The organism is Paenibacillus sp. J23TS9, assembly GCF_018403225.1.
Classification (GTDB): domain Bacteria; phylum Bacillota; class Bacilli; order Paenibacillales; family Paenibacillaceae; genus Paenibacillus_AQ.
This window is the reverse complement of the sequence record NZ_BOSG01000004.1, coordinates 210986-233314: the sequence shown is the minus strand read 5'-3', so window position 1 is coordinate 233314 and position 22329 is coordinate 210986. Positions and strand designations below refer to the sequence as shown.

The 22329-nt window shown below is 50.1% G+C and carries 22 protein-coding genes; 15 read left to right on the top strand and 7 right to left on the bottom strand.

Annotation, left to right across the window (positions count from 1 at the left end; translation table 11 throughout):
- Positions 1–33: 33 nt before the first annotated feature.
- Complete coding sequence (locus KJS65_RS22680; protein WP_213652122.1) at positions 34–402, bottom strand: hypothetical protein; 369 nt, start codon at positions 400–402, stop codon at positions 34–36.
- 492 nt (positions 403–894) lie between these two features.
- On the opposite strand from KJS65_RS22680, the gene tkt reads away from it, so the two are divergent.
- Positions 895–2937, top strand: coding sequence for a transketolase (gene tkt, locus KJS65_RS22675; RefSeq protein WP_213652121.1), 2043 nt, complete (start codon positions 895–897; stop codon positions 2935–2937).
- Positions 2938–2991: 54 nt separating this feature from the next.
- Complete coding sequence (gene ppnP, locus KJS65_RS22670) at positions 2992–3309, top strand: pyrimidine/purine nucleoside phosphorylase (RefSeq protein WP_213652120.1); 318 nt, start codon at positions 2992–2994, stop codon at positions 3307–3309.
- A gap of 135 nt (positions 3310–3444) precedes the next feature.
- Here the strand turns inward: ppnP and KJS65_RS22665 are convergent, their stop codons facing one another.
- Entirely contained in the window at positions 3445–4344 is a 900-nt protein-coding gene (locus KJS65_RS22665) for an NAD(P)-dependent oxidoreductase (protein ID WP_213652119.1), read from the bottom strand.
- Between the two features lie 286 nt (positions 4345–4630).
- On the opposite strand from KJS65_RS22665, the gene KJS65_RS22660 reads away from it, so the two are divergent.
- From KJS65_RS22660 to KJS65_RS22650, 3 genes are all read left to right on the top strand, one after another.
- On the top strand, positions 4631–5986 hold the full coding sequence (locus KJS65_RS22660; RefSeq protein ID WP_213652118.1) for a glucose-6-phosphate isomerase: 1356 nt from the start codon (positions 4631–4633) through the stop codon (positions 5984–5986).
- A gap of 101 nt (positions 5987–6087) precedes the next feature.
- The gene (locus KJS65_RS22655) at positions 6088–6720 is read left to right on the top strand and encodes a YigZ family protein (protein WP_213652117.1); all 633 of its coding nucleotides are present in this window, start codon (positions 6088–6090) and stop codon (positions 6718–6720) included.
- Between the two features lie 5 nt (positions 6721–6725).
- Positions 6726–7310, top strand: coding sequence for a TetR/AcrR family transcriptional regulator (locus KJS65_RS22650; protein ID WP_213652116.1), 585 nt, complete (start codon positions 6726–6728; stop codon positions 7308–7310).
- Positions 7311–7450: 140 nt separating this feature from the next.
- Here KJS65_RS22650 and KJS65_RS22645 read toward each other — a convergent pair whose 3' ends face one another.
- The gene (locus KJS65_RS22645; protein ID WP_213652115.1) at positions 7451–7852 is read right to left on the bottom strand and encodes a secondary thiamine-phosphate synthase enzyme YjbQ; all 402 of its coding nucleotides are present in this window, start codon (positions 7850–7852) and stop codon (positions 7451–7453) included.
- A 324-nt stretch (positions 7853–8176) separates the two neighbouring features.
- On the opposite strand from KJS65_RS22645, the gene cysT reads away from it, so the two are divergent.
- From cysT to melA, 8 genes are all read left to right on the top strand, one after another.
- A complete protein-coding gene (cysT, locus tag KJS65_RS22640) occupies positions 8177–8992 on the top strand; it encodes a sulfate ABC transporter permease subunit CysT (protein ID WP_213652114.1) in 816 nt (271 codons plus the stop codon).
- The gene (locus KJS65_RS22635; RefSeq protein ID WP_213652113.1) at positions 8989–9786 is read left to right on the top strand and encodes a sulfate ABC transporter permease subunit; all 798 of its coding nucleotides are present in this window, start codon (positions 8989–8991) and stop codon (positions 9784–9786) included. Before cysT ends, KJS65_RS22635 begins: the two co-directional genes overlap by 4 nt.
- A 1-nt stretch (position 9787) precedes the next feature.
- Positions 9788–10852, top strand: a complete 1065-nt coding sequence (locus tag KJS65_RS22630) for a sulfate/molybdate ABC transporter ATP-binding protein (protein WP_213652112.1) — start codon at positions 9788–9790, stop codon at positions 10850–10852.
- 362 nt (positions 10853–11214) lie between these two features.
- Entirely contained in the window at positions 11215–12282 is a 1068-nt protein-coding gene (locus tag KJS65_RS22625) for a sulfate ABC transporter substrate-binding protein (protein ID WP_213652111.1), read from the top strand.
- A 475-nt stretch (positions 12283–12757) separates the two neighbouring features.
- Positions 12758–13237 (top strand): GNAT family N-acetyltransferase, encoded by a 480-nt coding sequence (locus KJS65_RS22620; protein ID WP_213652110.1) that lies wholly within the window; start codon positions 12758–12760, stop codon positions 13235–13237.
- 28 nt (positions 13238–13265) lie between these two features.
- Positions 13266–14036, top strand: coding sequence for an MBL fold metallo-hydrolase (locus KJS65_RS22615; protein ID WP_213652109.1), 771 nt, complete (start codon positions 13266–13268; stop codon positions 14034–14036).
- Positions 14037–14124: 88 nt separating this feature from the next.
- Complete coding sequence (locus tag KJS65_RS22610) at positions 14125–15027, top strand: AraC family transcriptional regulator (protein WP_244864730.1); 903 nt, start codon at positions 14125–14127, stop codon at positions 15025–15027.
- A 123-nt stretch (positions 15028–15150) separates the two neighbouring features.
- Positions 15151–16659 (top strand): alpha-glucosidase/alpha-galactosidase, encoded by a 1509-nt coding sequence (gene melA, locus KJS65_RS22605; protein ID WP_213652108.1) that lies wholly within the window; start codon positions 15151–15153, stop codon positions 16657–16659.
- 65 nt (positions 16660–16724) lie between these two features.
- Here melA and KJS65_RS22600 read toward each other — a convergent pair whose 3' ends face one another.
- Together KJS65_RS22600 and KJS65_RS22595 are read right to left on the bottom strand one after the other, a co-directional pair.
- A complete protein-coding gene (locus tag KJS65_RS22600; protein ID WP_213652107.1) occupies positions 16725–17522 on the bottom strand; it encodes a Cof-type HAD-IIB family hydrolase in 798 nt (265 codons plus the stop codon).
- Positions 17523–17558: 36 nt separating this feature from the next.
- Positions 17559–18461, bottom strand: a complete 903-nt coding sequence (locus tag KJS65_RS22595; RefSeq protein WP_213652106.1) for a DMT family transporter — start codon at positions 18459–18461, stop codon at positions 17559–17561.
- 162 nt (positions 18462–18623) lie between these two features.
- Here KJS65_RS22595 and KJS65_RS22590 point away from each other — a divergent pair, with 162 nt between their 5' ends.
- Positions 18624–18884, top strand: a complete 261-nt coding sequence (locus KJS65_RS22590; protein ID WP_213652105.1) for a YqkE family protein — start codon at positions 18624–18626, stop codon at positions 18882–18884.
- Between the two features lie 102 nt (positions 18885–18986).
- On the opposite strand, the gene KJS65_RS22585 is transcribed toward KJS65_RS22590, so the two are convergent.
- Together KJS65_RS22585 and lplA are read right to left on the bottom strand one after the other, a co-directional pair.
- On the bottom strand, positions 18987–19904 hold the full coding sequence (locus KJS65_RS22585; protein WP_213652104.1) for a hypothetical protein: 918 nt from the start codon (positions 19902–19904) through the stop codon (positions 18987–18989).
- Between the two features lie 147 nt (positions 19905–20051).
- Positions 20052–21056, bottom strand: a complete 1005-nt coding sequence (gene lplA / locus KJS65_RS22580; protein WP_213652103.1) for a lipoate--protein ligase — start codon at positions 21054–21056, stop codon at positions 20052–20054.
- 188 nt (positions 21057–21244) lie between these two features.
- Here lplA and KJS65_RS22575 point away from each other — a divergent pair, with 188 nt between their 5' ends.
- Complete coding sequence (locus KJS65_RS22575) at positions 21245–22321, top strand: pyridoxal phosphate-dependent aminotransferase (protein ID WP_213652102.1); 1077 nt, start codon at positions 21245–21247, stop codon at positions 22319–22321.
- The last annotated feature ends 8 nt before the right edge of the window (positions 22322–22329 follow it).

The window sequence follows — 22329 nt, the reverse complement described above, 5'->3', positions numbered from 1 at the left end:
ATGTTTTTCATCCATTGCGGTTAATGAATAGGACTATGCCTTTTTGGATTTGGCAATTCTATAAGACGGATTCAGTATTCTTGCTGAGACATAGAGCATGAAGCCGTACAGAAGATGTCCGGTAAACCACCAGGTAAAAGCAGTCATATCTACAGGCGAGGGCGCTCGGTCGGACAGGGCTGCCAGCGGGAAAAACAGCAGTGATGACAGGAGGCCCAGGATCAGGGCTCCCAGCAGACGATGCGGTTTCGGGCTGAGCATGTTCCACCCGGAATAAAGAATCCCGATTCCAACGGACACCATCAGATGCAGGGCAAATTCGAGCCACTCAGGTATCATCGGCGGCAGAAAGCTTACAAAATCAACGTTCAGCAGCAGGCGGTACACCAGATGCCCGGTCATGTGCTCGGCTAGCCTGAGAAAAATACCGAGAATGATTCCGCCAAGCAGACCACAGATGAGCCCGTTGATCCAGAAGGCAGGGGACAGGACGAGGCGTTTCAGACGGTTATCCAGAAGGCTTACCTCCCGTAAAAAGAATTGGGCAGATAAAAAATTGTGACAAATTATTTCAGGAAGAAAGAAAAGAATACTCCAAATGTGACCGCTTTAATCAGCGGTATATTAAGATTTTTTATCGTTCTGAATGATGTCAAACGCTGCCGCATAATGACGTTCCCGGCAGGGAATGGTGATAAAGGATATGGAAAAGAAGACTGCCAAGTGTTACAATAAGTCAAAATGAAACATTCAAGCGGAGCTTCTTCATAATCCGCAGGCTGGAGAAGGCTTTTAACGCCTTTCTTTTGTGTTCATTGTAGTTGATTTAACCAGGATTATGAAGCAGCATCGCTGCCGCTTTTAAATTTCCCAGAATGACTGAGGAGGATAAACATGACTGACAAGAATCAAGCGATCGACAAAAAAGAGAATTCGACTATCGATAATCTTTCGATCACCACCATTCGTACTTTGGCTATCGATGCCATCGAGAAGGCGAATTCCGGACACCCCGGCATGCCTATGGGCTCAGCGCCAATGGGTTACCAATTGTTCGCCAAAACGATGAACCACAATCCGGAAAATCCAACTTGGATCAACCGTGACCGTTTCGTATTGTCTGCAGGACATGGCTCCATGCTTCTGTACAGCTTGCTGCACCTAAGCGGCTACGATCTTCCGATGGAAGAACTGAAGCAGTTCCGTCAATGGGGAAGCTTGACACCAGGTCACCCTGAATTCGGACATACAGCGGGCGTTGACGCAACGACTGGACCTCTGGGCCAAGGTATTGCGATGGCGGTTGGTATGGCTATGGCTGAAGCACAGCTGGCTGCAACATACAACAAAGATCAATTCAATGTTGTTGATCATTACACATACGCGATTTGCGGCGACGGCGACCTGATGGAAGGTATTTCTTCGGAAGCAGCTTCCCTGGCTGGTCATCAGAAGCTCGGCAAATTGATCACACTATATGATTCCAATGACATTTCCCTGGATGGAAAATTGAACCTCTCCTTCTCTGAAAATGTTCAAAAGCGTTTTGAAGCTTATGGCTGGCAAGTGCTGCGGGTTGAAGACGGAAACGATCTTCCTGCCATCGAAAAAGCGATTGCTGAAGCTCAAGCTGAAACGGAAAAACCAACCCTGATCGAAGTGAAAACGATCATCGGTTACGGTAGCCCGAACAAGCAGGGTAAAGGCGGCCACGGTGGTACGCACGGATCTCCGCTGGGTTCCGACGAAGCCAAGCTGACCAAGGAATTCTACAACTGGGTATACGAGGAAGATTTCCATGTTCCGGATGAAGTGCGTGCACACTTCGCAAAAGTGAAGGAGCATGGCGTGAAAGTGAACAAGGAATGGAATGAGCAGTTCGAAGCTTATAAAAAGGCTTATCCAGAACTTGCAGCTCAGTTCGATACAGCTGTTGCCGGCGATCTGCCAGAAGGCTGGGATGCCGATCTGCCGAAGTACGCCGTAGAAGATAAAGCCGTTTCCACCCGCGTGGCTTCCGGTAATGCCTTGAACGGTCTTGTAGGCAACGTGCCTCAGCTTACGGGCGGATCTGCCGACCTTGAAAGCTCCACCATGACTCATCTGAACGGTTTGGCTAACTTTACACCGCAAAGCCGCGAAGGCCGTAACATCTACTTCGGGGTACGCGAATTTGGTATGGCTGCAGCCATGAACGGTATGATGCTCCATGGTGGCGTTAAAGTGTTCGGCGGCACATTCTTCGTGTTCACCGACTATCTGCGTCCAGCGGTGCGTCTGGCTTCCATCATGAAACTACCTGTTACTTACGTGTTGACACATGACAGTATCGCAGTTGGTGAAGACGGACCAACGCATGAACCAATCGAACAGCTGGCTTCCCTGCGTATCATTCCGGGTCTGACTGTTATCCGTCCGGCTGATGGCAATGAAACCTCTGCTGCATGGGCTTATTCCGTAGAAAACAAGGAGAACCCTGTGGCGTTGGTATTGACTCGTCAAAACCTGCCAATTCTGGCCGGCACAGTTGACGGTGCAAAAGAAGGTATCAAACGCGGTGCGTACGTGGTAGCCGATGCGAAGAATGGCAAACCGGTTGCCCAAATTATCGCGACAGGCTCCGAGGTTCAACTGGCTGTCAAAGCTCAGGAAGAACTCGCTAAAGAGGGCATTGAAGTACGTGTCATCAGCATGCCAAGCTGGGATCTGTACGAGAAACAAGATCAAGCTTACAAGGATTCCGTCATTCTTCCTGACGTGAAAGCCCGCCTTGCTATTGAAATGGCGCAGACTTTCGGGTGGGAACGTTATGTTGGCGACAAAGGCGATATTCTTGGCATCACGACCTTCGGTGCATCCGCTCCTGGGGACAGAGTTATCAAAGAATACGGATTTACGGTGGAAAACGTAGTTAGCCGCGTCAAAGCGCTGCTCTAAGCGTTTAATCCCTGCATAGATCAAGTTCCAGAAGATGAGGAGCAGTGAGTATTCATGTCGCAATTGAAGAACGCAACGATTGTCAAAGCAGCGAATATTTATTATGACGGTCAGGTAACCAGCCGGACCGTGATCCAAGAAGACGGAAGCAAGGTAACGCTCGGCATTATGCTTCCAGGCACTTATGAATTCGGTACGGACGGCCCGGAAATTATGGAGATTGTTTCCGGTCAGCTAAAAGTTCTTCTGCCCGGTGAAAACACGTGGCAGGAAATCAACGGATCGGCAACTTTCCATGTGCCTGCCCGTTCCAAGTTCGCTTTGGAAGTGTTCAGTGTAACGGATTACTGTTGCTCCTATCCGGCGGAATAATGAAGAAGGGTAAGATTGCCGAATCGGCAATCTTACCCTTCTTATCATCCATGCACACGGCGATTTGAACCTGCATGCCGCTTTTCTCGAAACGTTACTTGCTTTATGAATAGTTTGGATGGATACAAGTCAAACTTATTGCAGCGGCTTGCCGCCGATGGTTTGTCCGATCCAAGCCTCATAGCATTTGACAACGGCTGAGAGATCTTCGTCTCCATACCCTTGGGTTTGACCAGCCTGGAACAGGTTCTTGGTCAGATTGAGCAGAGGGGTTGGAATCCCGGAGCTGTCGGTCAGGGAAGAAGCAAGCTTTAGATCTTTCAGCATTAAAGCCAAAGAGAACTGGTTGCTGAAGTCTGCTTCAATAATTTTACGGCCTTTGAGATCAGCAGCTTTGCTGCCTGCAGAACCGAGCTGAACCAGCTCAAGGAAGTTGTCTGCAGGAATACCGGACTTGGTGGCAATTGCAAAGCCTTCGGCCAAGGCCAGGTTATTGATGCCGACCATGGTATTATGCGCCAGCTTGGCTACGGAGCCACTGCCGTTGGGTCCCATATGAATGACCTTTTTACCAAGTGTGTCAAAAATGTCGGAAGAGCTTTCCAGGGTGGAAGCTTCGCCACCGACCATAAATACGAGTGTCCCGTCCACAGCCGCCGGCTTGCTGCCGGTCACCGGCGCATCAAGGAATTCAGCACCTTTTTCCTGGACGGAAGAGGCGAGCTCTTTGACGAGTCCCGGAGAAATCGTGCTGGAGTCTATGACCGTCATGCCCGGTATAAGCGAATTCAGGATGCCGTTTTCACCGTAAAACACTTCACGGATGGAATCGTCATTGCTGACCATCGTGATGACAACATCGCGGCCTGCGGAAGCTTCTCGCGGAGTAGCAGCCGATGCTGCGCCTTCTGCAACAAGCGGTTCGCATTTGGAAGCCGTGCGGTTGTATACGGTCACTTCAAAACCTTTTTTAAGCAGATTGGAAGCCATTGGCGCTCCCATGGTTCCCAGTCCGACAAAGCCTATTTTTTTCATGAGATCACCTTTTCTATCAGAATGAGGATCACGCACAATGCTTTTCAAAAAAAGTATGTGTGAATCCCGAAAATGAAGTAGCTTTGTCTATTTTACCATGAGGCTTGCGGGTACACCATGAGGGACTGCTTCCGTAAAAACTTCCGTCAAACGCGGTCTGCCTGCTATGAATGTGCGCCGATAGACTTTTTTCTCATGCTTGCTAGTATCAGGAAATTACAGTATCCTATTCTAAAGCTATTTTTTCGGAGTGTAGAGTAGAGATGAAACCAGGAGGTAACGACAGATGTCTAACCCATTGAAATTTGATTACAGTAAAGCCCTCGAATTCATCAACCAACATGAAGTGGACTATTTTGCAGAACCGATCAAGCTGGCTCACGAGCAGCTACATAACAAAACCGGTGCAGGTTCCGATTATCTCGGATGGATCGACCTGCCGAGCGCATATGATAAAGAGGAATTTGCACGGATTCAAAAAGCAGCAAGCAAAATCCAAAGCGACTCGGATGTTCTGATTGTCATCGGAATCGGTGGTTCTTACCTTGGTGCACGTGCAGCCATCGAAGCACTGTCGCATTCCTTCTATAACTACCTGCCGAAGGACAAGCGTAAAACGCCTGAAATTTATTTTGCCGGAAACAACATCAGCTCGACTTATGTTACTCATTTGCTTGATCTGGTGGAAGGCAAGGATTTCTCCGTTAACGTGATTTCCAAATCCGGTACAACGACAGAGCCAGCAATCGCGTTCCGCATTTTCCGCGCAGCTTTGGAGAAGAAATACGGTAAGGAAGAAGCCAAAAAACGTATCTACGCAACAACAGATAGAGAAAAAGGCGCGCTCAAAACACTCGCAACAGAAGAAGGCTATGAATCCTTTATCATTCCGGATGACGTGGGTGGACGTTACTCTGTACTGACAGCTGTAGGTCTTCTTCCAATCGCTACTGCCGGCATCAATATTGATGAGATGATGAAGGGCGCAGCTGATGCTTCCAAGGAATTCAGCAACCCGAACGTTGCCGAGAACCAAGCTTACCAATATGCTGCCGTTCGTAATGCCCTGTACCGTAAAGGCAAAGCGATTGAAATTCTCGTAAACTACGAGCCTGCCCTGCATTATGTATCGGAATGGTGGAAGCAGCTTTTCGGCGAGAGCGAAGGCAAGGATTATAAAGGTATCTATCCAGCTTCCGTTGATTTCTCCACAGATCTGCACTCCATGGGTCAATTCATCCAGGAAGGCAGCCGGAATATTTTCGAAACCATCATTCAGGTGGAGAAGGTTGCTCATGAAATTACCATCGAGAGTGATCCGGATGATCTGGACGGATTGAACTTCCTGGAAGGCAAAACGATGGATTTCGTGAATAAAAAGGCTTTCCAAGGCACCATGCTGGCTCACACAGATGGACAGGTTCCAAACCTGATTGTAACTGTGCCTGATCTGACACCATATTCTTTCGGATATCTGGTTTATTTCTTTGAAAAAGCTTGCGGCATCAGCGGTTATCTGTCAGGCGTGAATCCATTCGATCAGCCGGGCGTTGAAGCTTACAAGAAAAATATGTTCGCATTGCTTGGCAAACCAGGCTATGAAAAAGAGAAGGCTGATCTGGAATCCAGACTTTCTGAATAACGAAGACTACTGAAAATAGACATAAGGCTGAAGGAAGCAGTTCACCGGTTGAGGATTATACGGGGGACTGCTTTCTTTCCAATCAGGGAAAGGGCTAAGGAATGATAGATCGTTACCGTACCGTTCGAAAAAGCGGCGACAAGGAAATCGTAATCAAGAAATCGCGGTTTATCGGCCACATTATGCCGGTAGAGAGCGAAGAGGATGCAAACGCTTTTATCGAGGATATCCGAAAAAAACATTGGAACGCAACGCATAACTGCTTTGCTTACATGATCGGTGAGCGTGACGAAATCCAGAAACAGTCGGATGATGGAGAGCCCAGCGGAACTGCGGGCAAGCCGATTCTTGAGGTGATCCGCCACCAAGGCCTGAAAAATGTGGCAGTCGTAGTCACCCGTTACTTTGGCGGAATTATGCTGGGGGCCGGCGGACTCATTCGTGCTTACACCGATGGTGCTGTGGCAGCCATTGAGGCAGGGGAAGCGATTACTCGTGTACTTCATCGTCAAATTTTTGTAGAATTAGATTATACGTGGCTAGGCAAGGTTGAAAATGAGCTTCGAAATCGAGAGGTGCGTATGGGGGAAACCCGCTTCACCGACAAGGTGACGCTGGAATGCCTGCCGCCCGATGCGGAGACTCAGGAGTTTATGTCGTGGATGGTTGATCTGACTCAGGGTCAATCTCTGGTTACGGAGGGTCAACAGCTTTATTTTACTGAAGGGGAATAAGGTCTATGGCAAGAAGAGCAGTGGAACAGGAGTTATCCAGGGAGAGGATTCTGGAAGCAGCCAGACATTTGTTCGTCACAAAGGGCTACAGGGCAATCTCCATGCGCAGTATAGGTCAGCATTTAGGTTACAGTCATGGTTCCTTGTATTATCATTTTAAGGAAAAGGCGGAGCTTTTTTACGCCATTGTCGTGGAGGATTTCAACAATCTTGCGGTTCAGCTGAATAAAGTTATCAAGGCATCTCCCGTTCAGGATTTAACGAAGGTGGAGCAGCTGATGATCGAGTTTATTCGTTTCGGTCTGGATCATCCGTACCAGTATGAAATTATGTTCATGATCCGGGATGAGGAGCTGTTGTCCTACTGCCGGACGGAACAGGGGCGCTGTCTGGAAATGTTTGCATCCATCGTGCGCCGTTACATGAATGAAGACACGCACGGTCCGGATTTTTGCCGAAACCTGCCGCTGACACTTTTTTTGGCCATGCACGGCTTCATATCCTATTACATTCAGGATCGAGTCACCTTTGAGGAAGTTAAACCCGCAGCGATGACGCATGTGAAAATATGCTGTGAGGGTCTGCGGTAGCCGTTTCTTTGCAGATATATACTTTATAGCGTTGAATTGGTATTGCGTAAAAGCGTACCGCTTGGATGGTGAAGGGGATAGGCAGGATTGCCTGAACCCCAACGCCAGTTTTGTTTTGCCCGGCTTATCTGACTGCCTGTCTATCCCTGCATGATCTTTACATGGTATTGTCTGCGGCGGGGGCCGTCAAATTCGCAAAAATAAATGCCCTGCCAGCGGCCCAGCAGCAGTTCACCCTCGGTGATGATAACGGTTTGGGAGGGGCCGGAGGTGATGGACTTCAGGTGGGAGGCGGTGTTGCCTTCAGCATGCCGGTATTTGGGATGCTTCCATGGATAGACCTCATCGAGGCGCATTAGCACATCCCGCTTTACGTCCGGATCCGCATTCTCGTTAATTGCAATCCCTGCGGTTGTATGAGGACAATAGATCAGTACCGTACCCTCCTTAACTCCGCTCTTATGAACAAGTGATATCAATTCCCGCGTAATATCCCTCATCTCATCACGGCCTGTTGTGGCCAGCTCAAGTGTATACAGCATGCAGATTCTCCTCTCTTTTGCTCCAGCTCAATCCTATGATTAAAGAATACAGAATTCTCCTTTTAGTGAGAATACGCCTAATGGCGTTATTTTCTAAAATTAGCCGCTAATATATGTATACCCCATTTTAAACACTGCAAAGAACATATCATTCTTTCCAACTTATATATTGACGATGACAGACAGTTTTTGGTAAAGTATCTCTAAGTAATTCTAAAACCAAGTATACAAATAGGAATTAACTTAATTGTAAGATTAAATAATCGTTTTGACAATGACTGAAATTGCCTATGACCGATTTCAAGTAAGCGGGGGGATAAGCGTATGAATATACTGCTGCGTCATAAAGGGTGGACATGGGGGTTCCGCAGCACCCTTCTGTTGTATTTTATGCTGCTGGTCATTCTTCCTTTGCTGGGGGTATACTACCATTCCCTTTCCGAAGGCTGGAATCTGTTTGTGGAAAGTATCACGGATCCTATTGCCTGGAAGGCGGTCCTGCTGACCGTTCGTCTGGCTCTTACGGCAGCGGTTGTGAATATCCTGATCGGCACGATGATTAGCTGGGTACTGGTACGCTGCCGTTTTCCGGGGAGATCGCTGCTGAACAGTTTAGTGGATCTGCCTTTTGCATTGCCTACCGCGGTGGGAGGACTGATGATCCTGCTGCTGCTGGGACCTGTAAGCTGGGTGGGCAAAGCTGCTGGAGCTCTGGGTTTAGAGATTGTATTCCACCCGCCGGCAATTATTATCGCGATGGTGTTCGTCACTTTCCCGTTTGTCATTCGTGCGGTTCAGCCGCTGCTGGAGGAGATTGATCCTTCCGAGGAAGAGGCAGCACGAACGCTTGGAGCATCAGGCGTGAAGGTCTTTTTCCAAGTGGTGCTTCCGTCCATGATGCCCGGTATCCTGAGCGGCGGTATGCTTGCCTTTTCCAGGGCGTTGGCCGAATTTGGCGCGGTAGTACTGGTTGCCGGAAATATTCCGGGCCGGACGCTGGTCGCTTCGGTCTATATATACGGAGAGGTTGAAAGCGATAATACAGCGGGAGCGGCAGCGGTGTCGGTGCTGCTCTTGACGCTTTCCTTTGTTATTCTATGGGTCGTGAACTGGGTACAAACACGGGGGAAAAGCCTATGAACAAGCTTTGGATTGCACTAACCTACGCTGTTTTTACCGTACTCTTGATTATTCCGCTGGGCAAAATGACGCTGGCCGCCTTCAGCGGCGGACTGGGTGAGCTCGGTGCGGCATTGTCGCGGCCAGAGGCTCTGCATGCATTTATGATGACGGCGCTCGTTGTCGTGACGGTCACACTGTTAAATACGCTGCTTGGGATGATGACCGCAGTCTATCTTGTGCGCGGCACCTGGATGAGCAGGGGGCTGAGACGACTGCTGAACAGCATTGTCGATCTTCCATACGCCGTGTCGCCGGTTATCGGCGGCTTAATGATCGTGCTGCTGCTTGGTCCGGGAAGCGCGGCGGGAACCTTCTTCGATCATATCGGATTCAAAATTGTATATGCATTCCCGGGGATGGTGATTGCGACGCTGTTTGTTACCTTTCCGCTGATGGTACGCGAAGTCATGCCTGTCCTTCAGGAAATCGGAACCCAGCAGGAGGAGGCGGCTTCGACGCTTGGCGCTTACAGCTGGACAACGTTCTGGAAGGTCACCTGGCCCTCCATCCGCTGGGCTGTTATATATGGTGTGGTGCTGACGATTGCCCGTGCCTTGGGGGAGTTCGGTGCCGTGCTGGTCGTTTCAGGCAACATCATTAATCGTACGCAGACCGCGACGACGCTGATCTATCAGGATGTCGAGAATTTTAATGTTACCTCAGCCAACGGTGCGGCACTGGTATTGGCGGCATTCTCCATAGGGTTGATGCTGATGATGGAATGGGCGAAAAAAAGAAGGGGAGTGCACTGATATGCATATTGAGGTCCGTGGTTTAAACAAGCATTTTGGAGATTTTCATGCTGTCAATGATGTAAGCTTCGACATTGCGAAAGGCCATTTGATCGGTCTTCTTGGTCCAAGCGGAGGCGGCAAAACCTCCGTCCTGCGGATGCTTGCCGGACTAGAGCAGCCAGACGACGGGGAAATACGCTTCCATGGTGAGCTGGTCAATCATTTGCTGCCGCAGGAGCGCGGGATCGGCTTTGTGTTTCAGAACTATGCGCTGTTCAAGCATATGACGGTGTTCGATAATATCGCTTTTGGGCTGAAGGTGAAAAAGGTCGCGAAGTCAGCCTTAAAGGAACGCGTAATGGAGCTGGTGGAGCTGACCGGTCTTTCAGGCTTTGAAAAGCGCTATCCCCATCAGCTTTCCGGCGGACAGCGGCAGCGTGTCGCTTTTGCCCGGGCGCTTGCACCCGAGCCGCAGCTGCTGCTGCTGGATGAGCCTTTTGCTGCCATCGATGCGAAAATCAGGCAGGAGCTGCGCTCCTGGCTGCGCGAGCTGATTGAGCGGGTAGGCATCACCTCCATTTTTGTGACCCATGACCAGGATGAGGCGATTGAGGTTGCCGATGAAATTATGATCATGAGCCATGGGCGTCTGGAACAGAAGGGAACGCCATGGGATATTTACAAGGAGCCGAAAACACCATTTGTCGCTTCATTTATCGGCGAATCCACGATGATCGATGATGTCTCTGAGCTGAAGGGCTTTGAGGAAGCGGGCTCCGGTTCAGAGACGCGGGCGCTGATTCGGCCGGAATATATCGAGGTAGGGGAGTCGCATGAATTCAAAATGCTCTCCGTCACGGAGGAAGGCGTCGTGCATCGACTGCATTTCCGCGGAAGCGAGTGGATGGTAGAAGTGGAGGTCGGCGGCCATAAGCTGATGACCTACCGTTCGCTGGAGAAGCCTGCGCTGACGCCGGGACAGCATGTAAGGGTGCTGGTGCATCGTGCATACTTGTTCAATAATGAGCGGAGCTGGATGGAGGAGAATCGGCTTAAGGTAGATCCGATGCCTGTGATTATTTAGGCAATGCTTGGCTGATTGGATTTAGAATAAGCTGAACATAGGGAAATAGATTTGTGTATGAAGCAAGTAGTAAGGGCGTAATAATCTCTATGCTCGAAGTTATCATTCATTGCGCAATCGTAGCGGAGGGGACGGAATCGTTCTGAAGAAGCGTTAGCGTTCGCCTTTGTCTCAGAATTCCTACCTTTTAAAAATAAGATCAAGAAATTGGGAGACAACAGCGATCGGAAGAATGATCCGTACGCGGAGCGGCCTCATTCACATGGCCAATAAATTGTTCGAAGCTTTCAGAAGATCATGCTTGGCATACTCATTCGCCAATCGTTATGAAAATAAGTATTGGTTCACAGGAGGAAGCACATATGAAACAATCCCGAGGCCGGTTTAACTTATATATGGCAAGTATGGTCAGCTTCCTTCTGCTGTTGTCCGTCATCCTCTCGGGCTGCGGCGGAGATCCTGCCAAGCAGGCGTCGGCCGCGGCTGCAAGCGGCAAGGAGGTCACGCTCGTCATTGGTGCTTATAGCATCGCCAAGGATGCACTTGCGGACATTCTGCCGAAGTTCCAGCAGGAGTGGAAGGCGAAGACCGGACAAACGGTAAAATTTCAGGAGTCCTATGAAGCCTCCGGGACCCAGGCAAGGGCTATTATTGGCGGCTTCGAGGCGGATGTGACGCTGCTCGCGATGGAGGGCGATGTCGACAAGCTGGTCAAGGCTGGTCTCGTCAGCAAAAAGTGGCGGGAAACACCGGATCAAGGTATGGTTACGCGTTCTATCGTCGTGCTGGGCACGCGGGAAGGCAATCCGCTTGGCATCCATGACTTTGAGGATCTGGCCAAACCGGGCGTTAAGGTGCTTTACCCGAACCCCCAAACTTCAGGCGGGGCACAGTGGGATATCAACGCCATCTATGGTGCGGGACTCAAACTGTCGGAGAAGCAAGGAACGAAGGATCCGGCTTACGCCAAGACCTTTCTGGAGAAGGTCCACCGGAACGTCGAGTCGCTGGACAAGAGCGGTAGAGCGTCGATGGCTGCTTTTGAATATGGCGTAGGTGATGTGGTGGTTACATACGAGAATGAACTGCTGGCCCGGATCAGGCAGGGGAAAAAATATGATGTGATTACCCCGGAGTACACCATCAAGATTGAAAATCCCGCAGCGGTTGTCGATAAGTATGCCGATCAGCATGGTACACGCAAGGTCGCTGAGGCTTTTGTGAACTATCTCCGGAGTAAAGAGGCGCAGTCCGTCTTTGCGGATTACGGCTTCCGCCCGGTGAATGAAGAGATCCTGAAAGCGAATGAAGGAAGATTCCAGGTTCCTGCCGGCCTCTTCGATATTTCCTACTTGGGAGGCTGGGATCAAGTTCGTCAAACCCTGTATTCCAAAAAAGGGATATGGTATCAGGTTCTCGCCGGACTGTAAGTGATCTGAGAGGTATGGATTTGCTAAGTATAACATATCGGGAAACCCGGTCCTTTTACGGACTCAGGGTTTCTTTTTTTATTCTAGAATCATTTCGGATAAGTGGTCACTCTCTGCAAAAGGTGCATTTACTAGGGTACGAAGAAGTGAGCAAATTGCAATATGGCTGTTCTTGATTGCATTAATGATCTCATTGGTCCTATTTTACATAGTATCAACCGGTCTGACGAAGCGGCTGTTCCTGATGGATAACGGGATCAGGTGGAATATTATTGGAACGGCTGAGCCGCTCCGGGAGATTCAGGGGGAACGATGAAATCGGTTATTTGGGCTGTGTTTTTAATGATATGATTGTATGGATAAGCAACTTGATTGAGGATGAGTATAAATCGGAGCTCACACGGGAAAAGTCCGAGTGATTTCCGGGTCGTCAATTATGCATCCAGGGGATTGGAGTAAAGGAGATCATAAAAAGATGATTCAGATTCGCAAATTTGAGGTGCAGGATGCCGGCCCGATCCTCGACCTTTTCTATGAAACGGTTCATACCGTAAACGTACGTGATTATACCAGAGAGCAGCTTGATGCATGGGCACCGCTTGGGGACAAGTCTGCTAAACGGCTGGGATGGGAACGGTCATTAGCAAGTCATATTACATATGTCGCCGAAATTGCCGGTACCATCGCAGGATTTGGCGATATGACAAACGAAGGTTATATTGACAGATTGTATGTTCATTCCCGTTATCAGAGACAAGGGATTGCCACAGCGCTCCTGAAGACACTTGAAGATGAAGCAATCCGGCTTGGGGCGGTTAAGCTGTTTACGGAAGCGAGCATTACGGCGAAACCTTTCTTTGAACGGCATGGATACAGCGTAGTGAAGGAACAAACGGTGATCCGCAGCGGGGTTTCGCTCATCAACTATCAGATGGTAAAGTCTATAGAGAAGTAGAATGACGAACGGATGAGGAGATGGAAGCATGGATACCTTAGTTTTTTTGGGAACCGGCGATGCGATGGGCGTTCCCCGGGTCTATTGCGATTGTGATGTGTGCGGGGAAGCCAGAACGACTGGAAGCAATCGCCGCCTGCGATCGCTGGTGATGATTCGGGGGCAGGATGGTGATTTTCTGATCGATTGCGGTCCGGATTGGCGCAGCCAGATGGAGATGCAGGGCCTGCGTTTTGCTGAAAAGATTCTGGTCACACATGCCCACTTTGATCATATCGGCGGACTTCCCGAGTGGGCGGATGCCTGCCGCTGGCTGGGGCGAAAAGGGGAGCTGTACGCTCCGCAGGAAGTCATCGATACGATCCTGAAGCAGTTCCCATGGCTTGCGAGGCATATGAAAATAATAGCAGTTGATGAGGGGATCGCGCTGTCTGGCTGGAATATCTCCGGATGGAAGGTATGCCATGGCGCCAACGGGTATTCCTATGCCTATCGCCTTGAAAAGGAAGGCTTCCGCTGGGTATATTGCTCCGATTCGATCGGTTTGAATGAGGAAGAAAAGAAGCCACTGCATAATCTCGATCTGCTGGTGCTCGGGACAAGCTTTTACCATGAAACAGCCCTATATTCGTCGCGCTCGGTGTATGACATGGTGGAAGCTGCGGAGCTGATCGCCGAGGTGACTCCGGGAAAAATCGTCTATACGCATATGTCCCATAACGTCGACGTGAACGCCGATTATCCGCTGCCGCCGAATGTAGTGCTTGCACGCAGCGGTTTAATGGTTCAGTTACATTAAAAGCTTGGCTGCTGCACAGGGGGCTGAAGATGAAAACGAAGGAGAAGCACAAAGGCTTCCCATGCTTTCCGGTGAAGGAGGATACGTCATGCCAAGCTGTGGTTTGTTCCCTGGCAAGCTGATGATTTTGGACTGCTGTCCTGAAGTCAGCGCCTATTATTTCAAAGAATGGAACGGGTTCGATATGGCATTTCATACGCATGATTCCTCGGAAATTATGTACGTGATCGACGGGAAATGTTCCGTTGGGCTGTTACCTTCCGGTGAAGACGAAGCGGTGGTCCGGCTCGCGAAAGGCGGCTTTATTTTGCTTGATGGGACCGTTCCTCACCGTCTGCTCGTACCGGATTCCTGCCGGATGCTGAATATCGAATTCCGGTTTGTGGAACGGGAGGGCGTGCTTCCTTCGATGAGGGAACTGGCACGACGTGAGATCGCGCTGGAGGCTCTTTTCCGGAATCCGGCCTCGTTCGTGGTGTTCCGGGAATTTCATGACGTGCATCAGTTGCTGAAAAGTCTCGTCATTGAACTGGATGCGGCAGGAACAGGTCTGAAGCTTATGCCGCAGCTCATGCTGGCGCAGCTTCTGATTCGGGTCGCTAGACTGCATCAGGAGTTTGCGGAAGCCGGGTTAGATGCTCTGAGCACGTATGTCCGGCAATGTATCGAGTTCTTGTACCAAAACTACGATCGCGGCATTCAGGTGAAGGATGTCGCCGAGCATGTCCGGCTTCACCCGGGCTACCTGCAGCGGATTTTTAAACAAAAAACGGGATTGTCCATCATGGAATACCTGAAGGATTACCGGATGGATAAAACGGCGATGCTGCTGCGCCAAACCGAGATTCCGGTCGCGGATATCGCTGATTACGTGGGCATCGGCAGCAGGCAGTATTTGCAAATGCTGTTTAAGAAGCATACGGGAAGGACGCCTGTGGAATACCGAAAAGCTTCCCGTATATCAGGTTATTTGGATGAAGGGGAAAAGTGAGAATCGTTGACACTTGGCAGACAAAGTGGTTATGAATTTGATAACGCTTTCCAAAGATAGGTTGCTACAATGTCCCTATGCAGGGTGTTCCCGGCAACTTATCTAGAAGGAGGCTGTTTTGCCGTGTCATTCAAAATTTCTTTTATCGGGGCAGGAAGCATCGGGTTTACCCGTGGCTTGCTGCGCGATCTGTTATCCGTTCCTGAATTTCATAATGTGGAAGTCGCTTTTACGGATATTAATCTGCATAATCTGCAAATGGTTACCGAACTGTGCCAGAGGGACATTCGGGAGAACGGCTTGAATATTTCCATACAAGCAACAACAGACCGGAGAGAAGCGTTGAAGGATGCCAAATATGTGATTTGCACGATTCGCGTCGGCGGGCTTGAAGCGTTTGCGACGGATGTGGACATTCCTCTGAAATACGGCGTGGATCAATGCGTCGGCGATACCCTCTGCGCCGGAGGCATCATGTACGGGCAGCGCGGTATCGTGGAGATGCTGAACATTTGCCGGGATATCAGGGAGACGGCTTCCCCAGACGTTCTGCTGCTCAATTACGCGAATCCGATGGCGATGCTGACATGGGCGTGCAACAAGTATGGAGGCGTCCGCACGGTCGGGCTTTGTCATGGCGTTCAAGGCGGACACTGGCAAATCGCCGAGGCGTTCGGCTTGAAACAGGAGGAAGTAGATATCATTTGCGCGGGCATTAATCACCAGACTTGGTATATCCAGATCCGCCACAACGGGGAGGATTTGACCGGCAAGCTGCTGGAGGCTTTCGAGAAACATCCGGAATTCAGCCGCACCGAAAAGGTGCGAATCGATATGCTGCGCCGTTTCGGCTACTACAGCACGGAGTCCAATGGACATTTAAGCGAGTATGTGCCGTGGTACCGCAAACGGGCAGACGAAATTGGCGACTGGATCGACCTGGGAAGCTGGATCAACGGGGAAACCGGGGGATATTTGCGTGTATGCACCGAAGGACGCCGCTGGTTTGAAACGGACTTTCCCAATTGGATGAAGGATAAACCGTTGGCTTATAGGCAGGAAGAACGCAGCCATGAACATGGCTCATACATTATTGAAGGGCTCGAGACCGGGCGCGTATACCGCGGTCACTTTAATATGGTGAACAGCGGAATCATTACGAATCTTCCAGATGATGCCGTGATTGAAGCCCCTGGGTATGTGGACCGCAACGGAATTTCCATGCCCGTTGTCGGTGAGCTTCCGTTGGGTCCGGCAGCCGTATGCAGTGCGAGCATTTCGGTACAGCGGCTGGCTGTCGAAGCGGCAGTTCAGGGCAATGACCAACTACTGCGGCAAGCGTTTATGATGGATCCGCTGGTGGGCGCCGTCTGCAATCCGCAGGAAATCTGGCAGATGGTCGACGAAATGCTTGTCGCGCAAGAACGGTGGCTGCCTCAGTTCGGGGAAGCGATTGCCGAAGCCTCCGTTCGGCTAGCTGCAGGTCATCTGATTCCGACGAGGGAAGGCTATCCGGGTGCGGCGCGTCTGAAGGCAAAGACCGTTGAAGAGATGCAGCTTGACCGGGATGCGGCCACCCAAAACGCCGGCGAATCCGACAAAGGAAAGGACCGGGCGAAGGCTGCAAAATAATCGGATGAACAAAAGACAGCCGGGCACATCCAGGGATAGGTCCTGGAATGGCCGGGCTGTCTTTTTTAAGCATTCAATACAAACCTATCGATGGCAGCTTTCACGCCGTCCTCATTATTGCTGAGCGTCACGAAGTCCGCGATATCCTTCAGCGCTTGAATGGCGTTGCCCATGGCGACGCCCAGTCCCGCAGCTTCCAGCATTTCATGGTCATTCCAGGAATCGCCAAGCGCCATCGTCTGCGCCATATCAACATTGAAATGGTTGGCGAGGAAGGTCAGGGCATGTCCCTTGGTGCCTTCGAAGTGCATGAATTCGAGAAAATGCGGTTTGGATTTGGTGATATGAACCTCGCTGCCAAGCAGCTCGCGCAGCACTGGGGCGATCTCGTCCAAATATGCCGGATCATCGATGATGAGCATTTTCGGCGTTTTTTGCGCAATCAGTTTCTCGAAGTCCGGCTCGATAAAGTAAGGCGTACGGTTCAACTCGCTGTAGTCTTTAAGCTTTTGATTTTCTTCCCGGGCATAGAGCTTATCATCAATGTACACCTGAAGATGCAGATTATGCTCGATGCAGTATTCGAACAGCTTGTGAGCGGCATCTTTAGGAACATAACGTTCATAGAGTACTTTTTCATCCATCAGATTCTTGATCAGGGCACCCTGATACGTAATGATCGGCACGTTTAGTCCGGTCTGACGGGCGATTTTCTGGGCGGATGCATAAGCGCGGCCGGTGGCCAGCGTCACGACTACATCCTTCGCTACCGCTTGCTCCAGAGCCTGCTGCGTAGCAGGGGTTACTTCCTTGTCGTCGTTAATCAGCGTATCGTCAATGTCGATGGCAATCAGTTTGTACATGGTTGTCTCTCCCTTTTTTCTCTAAGTATGGTCATTCTATTGTACCGTACGCGGCGCAGATTTCAATTCGGCAAGGATCATACCCGTAAAGATACATATACAGCCGAGGCCTGCCGCGATCCCCAGTCTTTCTCCACCAAACCAGAGGCCGGTCAAAGCAGCGAATACCGGTTCCATTGCGAAAATGACAGCAACCCGGGATGGACTGGTGTATTTTTGGCAGACGGTTTGTATCCAGAACGCGAAAGCACTGGTCGGTCCGATGGACACAAGCAGCGCCCACAGCACCTCCGGCTGCGCAAGCCGATCCATGGTCTGAGCAATGGGGCCGATATCCTCGAACAGAAGCGAACCGATGCAGCTCAGAACGCCGACCACGGCCATTTGCAGCGCAGCCAGTGGCAGCGCGGGATACTTTGGCGCGAAAATTCCGGTATAAGCGATATGCAGGGCAAAAGCGATCGCGCATAGAAATACGAGGAAATCCCCTTTGTTAAAGACAAGCGCTGCGCCGGCAAAGGTTAGCAGATACAATCCGCAGGCGGCCAGAAGCGCGCTCAGCCAGGTAAACCTGGAGATCGGGTGCTTCAGCAGAATCAACGCCAGAAAGGGCACCAGGACCACCGACAGTCCAGTGATAAAGCCAGTATTGGAGGTCGTGGTATACAGCAGGCCCACCGTTTGAAAAGCATAGCCCATAAATAAAAAAAGGCCCAGCAGGCAGGAATGAAGCAGCATCCGGCGGTTAATGGTACGCCACTGGCTGCGGTAAAGAATCGTGATGATCAGAGCCAGCAAAATAGCTGCACCTATGAAGCGGATACCGTTAAAAGCAAGCGGAGGCAGGACTCTGACCGCATGCTGTACGATTAAAAAAGTGCATCCCCACATCATGGCGACTATAAGCAGGCTGAGATCGGCAAGACGAGAGCGGTTCAATGAGGTCATTCCCTTCATGTTAAGCGAGGACTTTGCATAAATCTTGAAGCAAGTGACCAAATTGTATCGCAAATCCGGGAAGTGGACAAGGAATTATGCTGCAGCTGAACCTGACGTGTTCGCATAAACCTGCTATAATGTGGGTGAAACGGAGTTGATCATATGGCCAAGAAAAAAAGACAGGATTCGGCCGTGAAGCCGCAGGCGGCTGACAAGCCGGCAACGCTGAAGGATCTTCTGAGCAGCGATGTCCTGAATAAGCTGAAGCAGCAGTCGGAAGAGCTGAAGGCTGTGGAACAGCAGAAAAAGGATGCCCAACTGAAAAAAGCAGAGGAAGAGCGTAAAGCGGAGCAAAAGCGCCGCGACAACGACTTTGAGTATTTGCTGGAGAACAGCGGCATGGACTGGAAAAAATACAAATAAACTGTTGGGCGAAATCCCATATAAAGCATGAACAAAAAAGCTGCCTTGAGGGCAGCTTTTTTTGCGTGCAGAAGCAAGAGAATCCGAGCGTAAGCTTCATCACTAGTGATTGAGGATATAAGGGCTGAATTTTTGAAACTTATCGAATTCTTCACGGGTGAGATCCTTCACTTTGGTAACGGATGAATTAGCGAAGCGATAACGGTACAGCTTCATTTGGTCGGATGGATATTCACTGATATAGCTGACGCTTTGGCCATCTTTGCCCCACAGGATATAAGAGATGCTGATATAGCCGGTAAAGTCTTTCTCTGCAGGTACATAGGTGAATTTCTTCTGATCCAGATCGTATATGGAGATCCATAAGCTGGAGTCCCCGCCGTAAGCGAAGGCCAGACTGTTTCCTTGCGGTGACCAAGCGAAACTGGTAGTAATATCAGCCTGCTTAACGTTATTCTTCTTCAACGGATCCACGAGAGAAGTGAATGTCCCGTCTTTAAGATCAACTATAAAAGTTCGAGGGATTTCAAGATGATAAGTGCCTTCAATGGCGATATAAGATTCATCCGCGGACAAGGCCACGGAGGAGATACCGCTTGGCTTAGGATCAAGCTTCAGATCGAAGTGCTGATCTCCCTTATCAATAGAAGCAGAGCTGACCACCTGCACGCCCTCTGATTTACTCAAACTGGCTTTTAAAGTCACGCTGCCTTGCTTCCATACAAATTGGCTCTTATCGATTTCTTTTTCAACCGGTTGTTCACTTACGTAATACTGGGACAGGTCCATGGGATCTGCCGCGGAAACACTGCTGTCGGTTTCATTATTCTTGTTGCTGCCCGCAGGCTCTTCCTTCTTGTTGTCTTTTGTTGGAGAATCACTGTTATCCGAAGTCTTTTCGTTAGCTGCCGAATCCTTCGTCGCTGAATCCGGGGTATGATCAGATTTCTCCCCGCTTCCGCATGCGGCAAGCGACAGCATCAGAACCAGCAGGACCGATATGCTCGTCATTCGTTTCATAGTAGACTCCTCTGTTTTGATTTTGTTAATGATTAGACGACAGGAGAGCCGGATTAGTTTCTGAAAAATGATTATTTCTTCTAAAATATGGATTATTGAACATGAAAAAGGACCATGATCGCCATGGCCCTCTCGCTTTAGGTAATGCTATTCTTCTAAAAATACCAGCCCGATAAAATCATCCATTTCGATGTTGCCGAAGTAATGCTTGATATTGACATCAGCCAGAGCCTCGCGAACCTCGGATTCCTCATAGCGCTTGCCGCGAAGCTTGTCCTCAATATCCGCCACATCGCCTACACCGAAGAAGTCGCCGTATATTTTAATATCCTGAATGCGCGCATCCTTGATGTCCATCCGGATATCGATAATGCCGACAGGGAAACGCTTAGTATGCTTGACGTTGGACTCCGGGGACTGCCCGTAGTTCCATTCCCAGTTTTGGTAGCGTTCTTTGGAGATTTGATGGATCTTCTCCCAATCGGCTTCGGTCAGATGATACTGCGGCACGTCCTTTGGATCCATGTTGAAAATGGCGCGGAGCAGCTCGGAGCGGAACTCCTCAATGGTCATTTTGCCATCCATCAGGTCACTGATATTAGCTACTCGGCTGCGGACTGACTTGGTGCTCTTGGATTTGAACTTCTCGGGATTCGCATTCAGGGAAGCTTGTACATCATCCAGATTAAGGTTGAACATCAGCGTGCCGTGGCTGAACATCCGGCCCCGGGTAGCAAACTGGGCATTTCCGGAGATTTTCTGTTCGCCGACCTGCAGATCATTGCGTCCGCTCAGTTCGGCATTCACGCCCATGCCGTGCAGTGCATCGATGACCGGCTGGGTAAACTTCAGGAAGTTATGGAAGGACTGGCCGTCATCCTTGGTGATGAAGCTGAAATTCAGGTTGCCGAGATCATGATAGACCGCTCCACCGCCGGAAAGACGGCGCACGATTTGTATATTGTTATCCTTTACGTACTCTTGATTGATTTCTTCAATGGTGTTCTGATGCTTGCCGATGATGATGGAAGGACGGTTGATGTAAAACAGCAGGTAGCTGTCTTCTTCCATTGGCAAATGCTTCAGGGTGAATTCCTCGATGGCCAGGTTGATGGCCGGATCTGTGATTCCTTGATTATCAATAAACAGCATGGCTTGATTCCTCCGTTTAAGGGCCTGTTTAATAGTGGGGTGAATATCTGTTTTTTTCGTTCACTCTATACCATTGTAAACCAATCAATTGCAAGAAACAAAAAAGAATTTGGATTGACGGGGCCGAAAGGATGACGCAATAATGGAGTCAATCATGACCTTTGTCAAAAGACAGGAGGAAAGCATTCATGCTTGAGAGATACGGACATGGCGGAGATTTGGAGAGTGCTGCCGAGGCATATGGCCGGAGCGGCTTTTTGGATTTTAGCGCCAATATCAATCCGCTGGGGCCGCCTCCCGGAGTGATGAAGCAGTTGGAGCAGGCATTGCCTTCAATCATACGATACCCGGATCCGGGGCATCGCGGGTTAAAGGAACAGCTCAGTGCCAAAATAAATCTCCGTCCGGATCAGCTGTGCATTGGCAATGGGGCGGCGGAGTGCATGGCATTAATATTACTTGGACTTCATCCCCGGAGGGTTGGGATTGTGGAGCCATGCTTTTCGGAATATAGGCAGTTGTCTGAACAGTTTGGTGCACAGGTCCAGTCGGTGTTTGGAACCCGTGAGCATGGCTGGAGGGCAGATGCTGCAGAGATAGAAGGACTGCTGAAGGCGGTGGATCTCCTGTTTCTTGGACAGCCTAACAATCCGAACGGGATTCAGTATGATCTGAACATTCTGCGCCATTTGGCTGAGGAGGCCGAGCGCTGCGGTACATATCTGGTTGTGGATGAGGCCTTTATCGATTTTATTCCTGAAGAGAAAAGACAGACGCTGCTGCCGGAGCTTGGATCATATCCGCATACCATCCTGGTTCGGTCCATGACGAAATTTTATGCGATACCGGGACTGCGGCTTGGCTATGCGGTTGCTCATCGTGATGTGGTGCAGGCCATGACGGGCAAGCAGGTGACCTGGAGTGTCAATGGGCTTGCCCTTCTGGCAGGAGAAGCATGCCTGAACAGTGGCGAAAGCTATGAACATGATACGATTGGACTGATAACGGCGCAGAGACGATGGCTCACATTAGGCCTGCGGGAGCTGGGATGTGAAGTCAGCGAGGGTGAAGCCAATTTTCTGCTGGTCGGTCTACCGGCCCCATGGACTGCGGAGAGCATGCAGACTGAAATGGGCCGCATGGGAGTGCTGATCCGCAGCTGTGCCATGTATCCCGGACTGGGAGAAGAATATATACGGGTTGCGGTAAAAGCGCAGGAAGCCAATCAGCAGCTGCTGAAGGTTATGAACGAAGTTCTTGGCTAGTTTCTGAT